The following is a 10893-nucleotide window of genomic DNA, read 5'->3' as shown; positions in this document are numbered from 1 at the left end:
GAGCCAGTGAGCCAGTGAGCCAGTGAGCCAGTGAGCCAGTGAGCCAGTGAGCCAGTGAGCCAGTGAGCCAGTGAGCCAGTGAGCCAGTGAGCCAGTGAGCCAGTGAGCCAGTGAGCCAGGTTACGAGAACACCCTCAAACCTAAATGCAAAGGAAAAAGATTAACGAAGATAATGATTAAATGACAAAAATAAACAAGAGGGATTTTATTAATGATAAATAACAGGCATAAAAAAACCGAGCCTAAGCTCGGTTTTTAAGTGAGTAATTAAGAATTACTCAGCAGCTTCAACTTCAACAGCTTCAGCAGCTTCAGGACGACCTACTAATTCGATGAAAGCCATTGGAGCTTTATCACCGGTACGTAGACCGCACTTAAGAATACGAGTGTAACCACCAGGACGTTCCTGGAAGCGTGGACCCAATTCAGTAAATAACTTACCTACAACTTCAGCGTCGCGGGTACGAGCGAAAGCTAAACGGCGATTTGCAACGCTGTCTACTTTAGCTAGTGTTATCAGAGGCTCAACTACGCGACGCAGTTCTTTCGCTTTTGCTACAGTTGTCTTGATGATCTCATGACGAACTATTGAGCAAGCCATGTTACGAAACATAGCTTGGCGATGACTGCTATTGCGGTTTAGTTGACGACCACTCTTACGATGGCGCATGACCTAATCCTTATAATCTTTAATCTGTACTAACCTGGGACTTATAGGTCGTCTGCTAAACTAGCTGGAGGCCAGTTTTCAAGACGCATACCTAAAGACAGTCCGCGAGACGCTAATACATCCTTAATTTCAGTAAGAGACTTCTTACCTAAATTAGGAGTCTTGAGCAACTCAACTTCAGTGCGCTGTACGAGATCTCCGATGTAATGAATCGCTTCAGCCTTCAAACAGTTGGCTGAACGTACAGTTAGCTCTAAATCGTCGACAGGACGCAACAGAATCGGATCAAATTCCGGTTTCTCTTCTACAACAGCCTGTTCAGTAACATCACGTAATTCAACAAACGCATCTAGCTGTTCAGCTAAAATTGTTGCAGAACGACGAATTGCTTCCTCAGGATCGATAGTACCATTAGTGGTCATATCAATAACGAGTTTATCTAAATCAGTACGTTGCTCTACACGAGCAGCTTCTACATTGTAAGCAATGCGAGCTACAGGTGAGAATGAAGCATCAACCAACAAACGGCCGATTGGGCGATCATCGTCTTCAGTCTGTGCACGAGCCGAAGCTGGCACATAACCGCGACCACGCTCAACGCGGATACGCATGCTGATATCATTATTACCTGTCAAATGACAGATAACATGATCAGGATTCATAATGGTTACATCACCATCATGAGTGATATCTGCTGCAGTAACAGGGCCTGTGCCTGACTTACTTAAAGTAAGTAAAGCTTCATCTTTACCCTCGATATTTACTGCCAAACCTTTAAGGTTAAGCAATATCTCTAGGATATCTTCTTGAACGCCTTCCTTACTGCTGTATTCATGCAATACACCGTCGATTTCGACTTCTGTAACTGCACAGCCAGGCATAGACGACAATAAGATTCGACGCAACGCGTTGCCTAATGTGTGACCAAAACCACGTTCAAGTGGCTCTAGCGTAACCTTGGCACGAGTTGGGTTAACCTGCTCTATGTCAACGAGACGCGGTTTAAGAAATTCTGTAACAGAACCCTGCATTGTGTCCTCTCTTGTTTGTTAGCTTTACTTAGAGTAAAGCTCGACGATCAGCTGTTCGTTAATATCCGCAGACAAATCGCTACGTTCTGGTAGACGCTTGAAAGCACCTTCCATTTTAGCATTGTCGACTTCTACCCATGTAGGCTTTTCGCGTTGGCCAGCAACTTCTAAAGACGCTTTGATACGTGCTTGAGTGCGTGACTTTTCACGGATGCTTACAACATCATTCGCAGACACTTTGAATGACGGAATGTTAACAACACGACCGTTAACCACGATTGATTTGTGGCTTACTAATTGACGTGATTCTGCACGAGTCGCACCAAAACCCATACGATAAACAACGTTATCTAAACGAGTTTCTAAAAGACCTAACAAGTTTTCACCTGTGTTGCCTTTCAGACGTGCGGCTTCTTTGTAGTAGTTACGGAATTGCTTTTCTAGCACACCGTACATACGACGAACTTTTTGTTTCTCGCGTAGCTGTAAACCGTACTCTGATAAACGTGGCTTACGTGCGCCATGTTGACCAGGTGCAGCTTCAAGCTTACACTTCGAATCGATTGCTCTCACACCGCTTTTTAGGAAAAGGTCTGTACCTTCTCTGCGGCTGAGCTTGAGCTTAGGACCCAAGTATCTTGCCATGATCTTTCTCCAACTATCCTATATACGTAATGTTATACACGACGCTTTTTAGGTGGGCGACAGCCATTATGAGGGATAGGTGTCACATCGGTAATGTTGGTAATTTTATAACCAACAGCATTCAGCGCACGAATGGCTGATTCACGACCTGGACCTGGACCCTTTACGAAAACTTCAAGGTTTTTAACACCGTAGTCTTGAGCAGCAATACCAGCTCGCTCTGCAGCAACCTGCGCAGCGAAAGGTGTAGATTTACGTGAACCACGGAAACCTGAACCACCAGAAGTAGCCCATGACAACGCATTACCTTGACGATCTGTAATGGTGACAATAGTGTTGTTGAATGACGCATGGATGTGAGCCATACCATCTGCAACCTGTTTACGTACGCGCTTACGCGGAGAACGTGACGGAACTTTAGCCATTTTGGTTTACCTTCCCGTTACTTTCTGATTGGCTTACGTGGACCTTTACGCGTGCGCGCATTGGTCTTAGTACGTTGCCCACGAAGGGGCAGGCTACGACGATGGCGGAGACCACGATAACAACCAAGATCCATAAGACGCTTGATGTTCATTGAAATCTCACGACGTAAGTCACCCTCTACTGAGTATTTGGCAACTTCTTCGCGTAGAATATCTATTTGAGCTTCGCTCAATTCCTTGATCTTAGCGTCTTCAGCGATTGAAGTAGCTGCGCAGATTTCTCTAGCGCGAGTACGTCCAATACCAAAGATAGCAGTCAATGCGATGACTGTATGCTTTTGATCAGGAATGTTAATGCCAGCGATACGGGCCACTATGCACTCCTTAAAATGTTAAAGGTCAACTGCGAAAAGCCCGAAAGGATACTCGACAGCCGACAAATTTGCAAACATTATTTGCTCAGCTCATAAATGAGCTGAGCAAATATCTTTTTTTAGCCTTGACGCTGTTTGTGCTTTGGTTCAACACAAATCACACGTACAACGCCACTACGCTTGACGATCTTGCAATTACGGCAGATCTTCTTCACGGAAGCTCGAACTTTCATTTCATCACTCCGTTAAAGCAACTAGCGACCAAAGCGATCTAAGTTCGCTTTGTTTACTAAGTTAGCTTTCTTCATAACAGACTCATACTGATGAGACATCATATGGGTCTGAACCTGAGCCATGAAGTCCATGATTACGACTACAATAATTAGTAGTGAAGTACCGCCGAAATAGAACTGTACTTTCCACGCAATTAACATGAACTCCGGAATTAAGCAGATAAAGGTAATGTATATCGCGCCTGCTAATGTCAAGCGAGTCATTACTTTATCAATGTAACGCGAAGTCTGTTCTCCAGGACGAATCCCAGGAATGAACGCACCACTCTTCTTCAAGTTATCAGCTGTTTCGCGAGGGTTAAATACCAACGCAGTATAGAAGAAACAGAAGAATACGATAGCTGTCGCATACAATAATGAATACAGCGGTTGTCCTGGTGACACAGCTAAAGCGAAATCGCTTAACCATGACATAGACTCATTTTGTCCAAACCACTGAGCCAGTGTGCCTGGGAACAAAATAATGCTGGATGCAAAAATTGGTGGAATTACACCTGCCATATTAACTTTAAGTGGTAAATGTGTACTTTGCGCAGCAAACACCTTACGGCCTTGTTGACGCTTCGCGTAGTTAACAACGATACGTCGTTGACCACGTTCTACAAATACAACCAAATAAGTTACAGCAAATACAATTACCGCTAATAACAACAGTACCAGTACATTCAAATCACCTTGACGAGCCTGTTCAGCCGTTTGGCCGATAGCAGAAGGTAGACCAGCAACAATACCTGCGAAAATTAATATCGAGATACCATTACCAATACCACGCTCGGTAATTTGCTCACCTAGCCACATAAGGAACATTGTTCCTGTCACTAAGCTCACAACTGCTACAAAGTAAAAACCAAAACCTACATTGGCAACAAGGCCAGGTACTAGGCTTGGTAAACCTGTCGCGATACCGATTGATTGGAGTGTACCCAACACAAGCGTTCCGTATCTTGTATATTGACTGATTTTCTTTCTTCCTGACTCGCCTTCTTTTTTCAATTCAGCAAGGGCAGGATGAACCACAGTCAACAACTGCATGATAATCGATGCCGAAATATACGGCATGATACCAAGCGCAAAGATAGAAGCACGCTCTAAAGCACCACCCGAGAACATGTTAAACATGCCTAGGATGGTATCTTTTTGTTGAGCAAACAACTCTGCTAACACAGCTGCGTCAATACCAGGAATTGGTACAAACGAACCGGCTCTAAAGACGATAATTGCACCAATCACGAACAGGAGACGAGTTTTCAATTCTGATAAACCGCCTTTCGCGCTTTTTAAATCAAGTCCTGGTTTTGCCATCGACGTATTATTCCTCGATCTTACCGCCGGCAGCTTCAATAGCTGCACGTGCACCTTTGGTTACCTTCAGACCTTTTACGGTCACTGGGCGTTCAATGGTACCTGAAAGAACGATTTTCGCAAACTGTATGTTGCGAGTAATTACGTTCGCATCTTTCAGAGCGTTAAGGTCGATAACATCACCGTTAACTTTTGCTAGTTCTAGTAAACGAACTTCAGCTGAAACCAAAGCTTTGCGTGAAGTGAAACCGAACTTAGGTAAACGAATTTTAAGAGGCATTTGACCACCCTCAAAACCGATACGCACACCGCCGCCAGAACGAGACTTTTGTCCCTTATGACCACGACCTGCAGTTTTACCTAAACCAGAACCAATACCACGACCTACACGCTTAGGAGCACGCTTAGAGCCTGCTGCTGGAGATAGAGTATTTAAACGCATTATTAATCCTCCACCTTAACCATGTAGTAAACTTTATTAACCATACCGCGAACAGAAGGAGTATCTTCTACTTCAACAGTGTGGCCAATACGTCTTAGGCCTAGACCTAATAAACAGGCACGGTGCTTTGGCAAACGACCAATCGCACTCTTTGTCTGTGTTACTTTAAACGTTTTAGTAGCCATGGTGCATTAACCTCGAATTTCATCAACATTCAGGCCACGCTTAGCTGCAATTTGTGATGGTGACTTCATGTGCACCAACGCATCTACAGTTGCGCGAACGATGTTGATCGGGTTAGTAGAACCGTATGCTTTAGACAGAACGTTATGAACGCCTGCAACTTCCAATACGGCACGCATTGCGCCACCGGCAATAATACCGGTACCTTCCGATGCTGGTTGCATGTAAACACGCGAACCAGTATGGCGACCTTTAACTGGATGATGCAGTGTACCTGCATTCAACTCTACGGTTACCATGTTACGGCGGGCTTTTTCCATTGCTTTTTGAATAGCAGCTGGAACTTCGCGCGCTTTACCATAGCCATAGCCGATCTTACCATTACCATCACCTACCACTGTTAGTGCGGTGAAGCTAAAGATACGACCACCTTTAACTACTTTAGAAACACGATTAACTGCAATTAATTTCTCTTGCAAATCGTCTTTCTGCTGAGCTTCTAATTTAGCCATTTTTATAACCCCTTAGAATTTCAGGCCAGCTTCACGAGCTGCGTCAGCTAGTGCTGCTACGCGTCCGTGATACTTGAAACCAGAACGGTCGAATGCAACTGTTGTTACACCTTTTTCGATCGCACGCTCAGCAACAGTTTTACCTACTGCTTTAGCCGCGTCTACGTTACCGGTACTCTTTAGTAGCTCTTTAACCGCTTTCTCAACGGTTGAAGCAACTGCCACCACCTGAGCTTCAGGATTAATAACCTGAGCATAAATGTGACGCGGTGTACGATGTACAACCAGACGATTCACGCCCAGCTCTTGGATCTTCTTACGAGCGCGAGTAGCGCGGCGTAAGCGAGATGTTTTCTTATCCATATCGCGTTACCTACTTCTTCTTAGCCTCTTTACGGCGTACTTGTTCGTCTGCATAGCGAACACCTTTGCCTTTATAAGGCTCTGGTGGACGGTATCCACGAATCTCAGCAGCGACCTGACCAACTAACTGCTTATCAACACCCGAAAGTATGATATCAGTTTGGCTAGGACACTCTGCAGTAACACCTGCGGGAAGTTTGTGAACCAAAGGGTGTGAGAAACCTAATGTTAGGTCGATGTCTTTACCAGCAATTTTTGCACGGTAACCAACACCAATTAACTTTAATTTCTTAACGAATCCTTCAGAAACACCAACAACCATGTTGTTTACTAGTGCACGAGCTGTACCAGCTTGAGCCCAAGCGTTAGAAACGCCTTCAACTGGACCAAACGTTACAACACCGTTTTCTAGCTCAACACTTACCGCTTTGTTGATTTCTCGAGTCAGACTACCTTTAGTACCTTTTACAGTAATAGTCTGTTCGTTTAAGGTCACCTCTACGCCGGTAGGAATAGACACTGGTGCTTTTGCGACACGTGACATACCTAGCTCCTTACGCTACGTAGCAGATAACCTCGCCACCCATGCCATTTAGGCGGGCAGCACGATCGGTCATCAAGCCTTTAGAAGTGGACACAATTGCGACACCTAGTCCGCCCATCACCTTTGGAAGTTCGTGTTTACCTTTGTAAATACGAAGACCTGGGCGAGAAACGCGCTGGATAGTCTCAACGACTGGGTTGCCTTGGAAATACTTTAAAGTGATTTCTAATTCAGGCTTGGCTTCTTCTGCTACGGCGTAGTCAGTAATATAACCTTCGTCTTTAAGTAATTTCGCTATTGCTACTTTTAACTTAGCTGAAGGCATCTTAACTGATACTTTGTTAGCAGCTTGGCCGTTACGAATACGTGTTAACATATCCGCAATAGGATCTTGCATGCTCATATTAGCTTACTCCGTGACAAGTGCTTACCAGCTGGCCTTACGCAGACCAGGAACTTCACCACGCATAGTTGCTTCACGTAGTTTAATACGGCTAAGGCCGAATTTACGTAGAACACCATGTGGGCGACCAGTTTGATTACAACGGTTGCGTTGACGCGCAGCGCTAGAATCACGAGGTAGAGCTTGTAACTTAAGTACAGCTTCCCAACGATCTTCTTCCGAAGTATCAGGAGCGCTGATTAAAGCCTTAAGTGCTAAACGCTTTTCAGCATATTTAGCTACGAGCTGTGCACGCTTTGCTTCACGTGCTTTCATAGATGATTTTGCCATTATGCTACCCTTATTTCTTGAATGGGAAGTTAAATGCGTCTAACAAAGCACGACCTTCTTCATCATTCTTCGCAGTAGTAGTGATAACAATATCCATACCACGAATCTTATCGATCTTATCGTAATCGATTTCTGGGAAGATGATTTGCTCACGCACACCCATTGCGTAGTTACCACGACCGTCAAACGCTTTTGCGCTTAGGCCACGGAAGTCACGAATACGTGGGATTGCAATGTCAACTAAACGCTCTAAAAATTCCCACATACGCTCACCGCGTAGGGTAACTTTACAGCCAATAGGGTAGCCTTCACGGATTTTGAAACCAGCAACTGATTTACGTGCAACAGTTACAACAGGTTTCTGACCAGCGATTGCAGTCATGTCACGAAGCGCATGCTCCATAACTTTCTTGTCTGCAACTGCTTCGCCTACACCCATATTAAGGGTGATTTTTTCAATCCGAGGGACTTGCATGACACTGGTATAACCGAACTTTTTAGAAAGTTCTGCGATAACAGTCTCTTGATATTTATCATGCAGTTTCGCCATCGTTTACTCCGTTTACTTAATGAGTTCACTATTCGATTTAAAGAAACGGACTTTTTTGCCGTCTTCGAATCGGAAACCAACACGATCTGCCTTGCCTGTGGCTTGGTTAAAGATCGCTACGTTTGATGCTTGCATCGGTGCTTCTTTCTCGATAACGCCGCCAGTTACGCCCAATTGTGGGTTTGGCTTTTGGTGTTTTTTAACAAGATTGATGCCTTCAACAATCAACTTACCAGTAGGTAGGACTTGAGAAACTTTAGCTCGTTTACCCTTGTCTTTACCTGCTAGTACAATTACTTCGTCTTCACGACGGATTTTAGCTGCCATTTTGAAGCTCCTTACAGTACTTCTGGTGCCAGAGAGACGATTTTCATAAATTGCTCTGTACGCAATTCACGTGTCACTGGTCCAAAAATACGAGTACCAATCGGTGCAAGGTTTGCGTTAAGCAAAACTGCTGCATTCCGATCGAAGCGAATGACAGAACCATCTGGACGACGTACGCCTTTCTTAGTACGGACTACCACCGCGTTATATACATCACCTTTCTTCGCTTTAGCGCGAGGAATAGCTTCTTTAACAGAAACCTTGATGACGTCGCCGATACCGGCATAACGACGATGAGAGCCACCCAAGACCTTAATACACTGAACTCTACGAGCGCCACTGTTACACGCGACGTCTAGAGTCGATTGCATTTGGATCATTTTAAGTGCTCCGCTATCGTTACTACACAAAATCCCAACATTGGGATCATCATTTCGACCATTTAATGAACTAATTTGCTCTCGTTTGGTATAAAACCATTCAACAACAATTTACTCAAAAATGGCGCGCAAGTATAACACCAATATTTTGGAATGCATAGCAGAAAAAAACAAACGGCCCCAAACTTTGGAGCCGTTTACTATAACCTAATGTAAATTAGGCCTTTGTTACTACTTCAACTAGTGTCCAAGACTTAGTCTTAGAAAGAGGACGACACTGACTAATAGTCACTACGTCACCTTCGTTACACTGATTTGTTTCGTCATGTGCATGGATCTTAGTTGTACGCTTAATGTACTTCCCATAAATAGGATGTTTCACTTGGCGTGAGATAGCAACAGTAATAGACTTATCCATTTTGTTGCTAATAACTCGACCTTGCATAGTACGGGCTTTATCAGACATTACACACCTGCCTTAGAAGTAATAATGGTCTTAACACGTGCAATGTTACGACGCACTATTTTCAATTGATTCGTTTGAGTCAACTGACCAGTAGCGTGTTGCATACGCAGGTTAAACTGCTCACGCAGCAGACCAAGTAGTTCAGCGTTAAGTTCTTCAACGCTCTTTTCTCTTAGTTCGCTCGCTTTCATTACATCACCGTCTTAGTTACGAAGGTAGTCTTAATAGGAAGCTTGGCAGATGCTAAAGCAAACGCTTCACGCGCTAACTCTTCAGATACACCATTCATCTCATAAAGAACCTTACCAGGTTGAATCTGACATACCCAGTATTCAACGTTACCTTTACCTTTACCCATACGCACTTCAAGAGGCTTAGAGGTAATAGGCTTGTCAGGGAAAACTCGAATCCAAATTTGTCCTTGACGTTTAATGTGACGTGTCATGGCACGACGTGCAGATTCGATTTGACGTGCAGTTAAACGGCCACGGCCGACTGCTTTCAAACCGAAAGTACCAAAGCTAACTTCAGTACCGTTCGCTAGACCACGGTTGCGGCCCTTGAACATCTTGCGAAACTTCATACGTTTAGGTTGCAGCATAAAAGTTTCTCCTATTTACCACGAGGCTTGCGCTTCGGTTGTTGCTTAGGCTCTTCTAATGCTACAACGTTTCCGTCTAGAACTTCGCCTTTGAAGATCCAAACTTTAACGCCAATCACACCGTATTGAGTGTGACTTTCAGCTGTAGAATAGTCGATATCAGCACGTAGAGTATGTAGAGGTACACGACCTTCACGATACCACTCAGAACGTGCGATTTCAGCACCGCCTAGACGGCCGCTTACTTCAACTTTAATACCTTGAGCACCAATACGCATTGCGTTTTGAACTGCGCGCTTCATAGCGCGACGGAACATAACACGACGCTCTAATTGCTGTGCAATACTGTCAGCAACTAATTTAGCATCTAACTCAGGCTTACGGATCTCTGCGATGTTGATTTGAGCAGTAGTGCCTGTAATTTTAGATACATATGCACGTAATACTTCAACATCTTCACCTTTCTTACCAATCACAACACCTGGACGGGCAGTGTGAATAGTAACGCGGATGCTCTTCGCAGGACGCTCGATAACGATTTTAGATACTGATGCAGCCTTCAATTTCTCAGTGAGATATTGACGAACTTCCCAGTCGCTGTGCAAATTATTTGCATAATCTGCTTTATCGGCGTACCAAGTAGAGATCCAAGGCTTTGTGATACCCAGACGGATACCATTAGGATGTACTTTCTGTCCCATTGCTCTCTTCTCCTAGCGATCTGATACAACCACAGTAATGTGGCTGGTACGCTTCATGATACGATCAGCGCGGCCTTTGGCACGAGGCATGATGCGCTTCATAGTTGGTGCTTCGTCAACAAAGACTTGGCCAACTTTAAGCTCATCGATATCTGCACCTTCGTTGTGTTCGGCGTTTGCGATAGCTGAATCTAGTACTTTCTTAACCAGTACGGCGGCTTTCTTAGGGCTGAAGGTCAAAATTTCAAGAGCCTTAGAAACAGGCAAACCTCGAATTTGATCAGCAACTAGACGGGCCTTCTGCGCAGACGTACGGGCAAAACGATGTTTAGCTAAAACTTCCATCTTATG

Annotated in this window: 22 protein-coding genes; all 22 read right to left on the bottom strand. The window is 44.4% G+C overall.

All coding sequences use genetic code 11. From position 1 onward, the window contains the following. Window positions 1-274 precede the first annotated feature (274 nt). The 22 genes from rplQ to rplV all read right to left on the bottom strand — a co-directional run bounded on the left by rplQ (window position 275) and on the right by rplV (window position 10887). Window positions 275-670, bottom strand: coding sequence for a 50S ribosomal protein L17 (gene rplQ / locus L2737_RS21600; RefSeq protein WP_102529376.1), 396 nt, complete (start codon window positions 668-670; stop codon window positions 275-277). 41 nt (window positions 671-711) lie between these two features. After that, window positions 712-1701, bottom strand: coding sequence for a DNA-directed RNA polymerase subunit alpha (locus L2737_RS21595; RefSeq protein WP_102529377.1), 990 nt, complete (start codon window positions 1699-1701; stop codon window positions 712-714). Window positions 1702-1725: 24 nt separating this feature from the next. Next, a complete protein-coding gene (rpsD, locus tag L2737_RS21590) occupies window positions 1726-2346 on the bottom strand; it encodes a 30S ribosomal protein S4 (RefSeq protein WP_102529378.1) in 621 nt (206 codons plus the stop codon). Between the two features lie 32 nt (window positions 2347-2378). Beyond that, window positions 2379-2771: a 30S ribosomal protein S11 gene (gene rpsK, locus L2737_RS21585; RefSeq protein WP_011635661.1), complete on the bottom strand. Its 393-nt coding sequence runs from the start codon at window positions 2769-2771 to the stop codon at window positions 2379-2381. A gap of 17 nt (window positions 2772-2788) precedes the next feature. Next, window positions 2789-3145 carry a 30S ribosomal protein S13 gene (gene rpsM, locus L2737_RS21580; protein WP_076543217.1) on the bottom strand — a complete coding sequence of 119 codons (357 nt, stop codon included), beginning with the start codon at window positions 3143-3145 and terminating at the stop codon, window positions 2789-2791. A 119-nt stretch (window positions 3146-3264) separates the two neighbouring features. Further along, complete coding sequence (rpmJ, locus tag L2737_RS21575; RefSeq protein ID WP_006083579.1) at window positions 3265-3378, bottom strand: 50S ribosomal protein L36; 114 nt, start codon at window positions 3376-3378, stop codon at window positions 3265-3267. 21 nt (window positions 3379-3399) lie between these two features. Further along, entirely contained in the window at window positions 3400-4740 is a 1341-nt protein-coding gene (secY, locus tag L2737_RS21570) for a preprotein translocase subunit SecY (protein ID WP_055026490.1), read from the bottom strand. 7 nt (window positions 4741-4747) lie between these two features. Next, a complete protein-coding gene (gene rplO, locus L2737_RS21565) occupies window positions 4748-5182 on the bottom strand; it encodes a 50S ribosomal protein L15 (RefSeq protein ID WP_102529379.1) in 435 nt (144 codons plus the stop codon). 2 nt (window positions 5183-5184) lie between these two features. Then, the gene (gene rpmD / locus L2737_RS21560; RefSeq protein WP_076543219.1) at window positions 5185-5367 is read right to left on the bottom strand and encodes a 50S ribosomal protein L30; all 183 of its coding nucleotides are present in this window, start codon (window positions 5365-5367) and stop codon (window positions 5185-5187) included. 6 nt (window positions 5368-5373) lie between these two features. Beyond that, the gene (gene rpsE, locus L2737_RS21555; protein WP_102529380.1) at window positions 5374-5877 is read right to left on the bottom strand and encodes a 30S ribosomal protein S5; all 504 of its coding nucleotides are present in this window, start codon (window positions 5875-5877) and stop codon (window positions 5374-5376) included. 12 nt (window positions 5878-5889) lie between these two features. Further along, entirely contained in the window at window positions 5890-6240 is a 351-nt protein-coding gene (rplR, locus tag L2737_RS21550; protein ID WP_055026494.1) for a 50S ribosomal protein L18, read from the bottom strand. Between the two features lie 10 nt (window positions 6241-6250). Beyond that, entirely contained in the window at window positions 6251-6784 is a 534-nt protein-coding gene (rplF, locus tag L2737_RS21545) for a 50S ribosomal protein L6 (RefSeq protein ID WP_229372189.1), read from the bottom strand. A gap of 10 nt (window positions 6785-6794) precedes the next feature. After that, window positions 6795-7187: a 30S ribosomal protein S8 gene (gene rpsH, locus L2737_RS21540; RefSeq protein ID WP_102529382.1), complete on the bottom strand. Its 393-nt coding sequence runs from the start codon at window positions 7185-7187 to the stop codon at window positions 6795-6797. A 24-nt stretch (window positions 7188-7211) separates the two neighbouring features. Further along, window positions 7212-7517 carry a 30S ribosomal protein S14 gene (gene rpsN, locus L2737_RS21535; protein WP_102529383.1) on the bottom strand — a complete coding sequence of 102 codons (306 nt, stop codon included), beginning with the start codon at window positions 7515-7517 and terminating at the stop codon, window positions 7212-7214. Window positions 7518-7527: 10 nt separating this feature from the next. Continuing rightward, window positions 7528-8067: a 50S ribosomal protein L5 gene (gene rplE, locus L2737_RS21530; protein ID WP_055026498.1), complete on the bottom strand. Its 540-nt coding sequence runs from the start codon at window positions 8065-8067 to the stop codon at window positions 7528-7530. Between the two features lie 12 nt (window positions 8068-8079). Then, window positions 8080-8394 carry a 50S ribosomal protein L24 gene (rplX, locus tag L2737_RS21525; RefSeq protein ID WP_102529384.1) on the bottom strand — a complete coding sequence of 105 codons (315 nt, stop codon included), beginning with the start codon at window positions 8392-8394 and terminating at the stop codon, window positions 8080-8082. 11 nt (window positions 8395-8405) lie between these two features. After that, complete coding sequence (gene rplN / locus L2737_RS21520) at window positions 8406-8774, bottom strand: 50S ribosomal protein L14 (protein ID WP_055026500.1); 369 nt, start codon at window positions 8772-8774, stop codon at window positions 8406-8408. A gap of 217 nt (window positions 8775-8991) precedes the next feature. Next, window positions 8992-9240: a 30S ribosomal protein S17 gene (gene rpsQ / locus L2737_RS21515; protein ID WP_102529385.1), complete on the bottom strand. Its 249-nt coding sequence runs from the start codon at window positions 9238-9240 to the stop codon at window positions 8992-8994. After that, window positions 9240-9431 carry a 50S ribosomal protein L29 gene (rpmC, locus tag L2737_RS21510; RefSeq protein ID WP_102529386.1) on the bottom strand — a complete coding sequence of 64 codons (192 nt, stop codon included), beginning with the start codon at window positions 9429-9431 and terminating at the stop codon, window positions 9240-9242. Before rpmC ends, rpsQ begins: the two co-directional genes overlap by 1 nt. Then, complete coding sequence (gene rplP, locus L2737_RS21505) at window positions 9431-9841, bottom strand: 50S ribosomal protein L16 (RefSeq protein ID WP_055026502.1); 411 nt, start codon at window positions 9839-9841, stop codon at window positions 9431-9433. The genes rpmC and rplP overlap by 1 nt, the downstream gene beginning before the upstream one ends. Window positions 9842-9852: 11 nt before the next feature. Continuing rightward, a complete protein-coding gene (gene rpsC / locus L2737_RS21500) occupies window positions 9853-10542 on the bottom strand; it encodes a 30S ribosomal protein S3 (protein WP_102529387.1) in 690 nt (229 codons plus the stop codon). Window positions 10543-10554: 12 nt separating this feature from the next. After that, on the bottom strand, window positions 10555-10887 hold the full coding sequence (rplV, locus tag L2737_RS21495) for a 50S ribosomal protein L22 (protein WP_076543228.1): 333 nt from the start codon (window positions 10885-10887) through the stop codon (window positions 10555-10557). Between the last annotated feature and the right edge of the window lie 6 nt (window positions 10888-10893).

The organism is Shewanella electrodiphila, assembly GCF_023283985.1.
Taxonomy (GTDB): domain Bacteria; phylum Pseudomonadota; class Gammaproteobacteria; order Enterobacterales; family Shewanellaceae; genus Shewanella; species Shewanella electrodiphila.
Note: the sequence above shows the minus strand (reverse complement) of the source record. Positions and strands in the feature narration are given on the sequence as shown.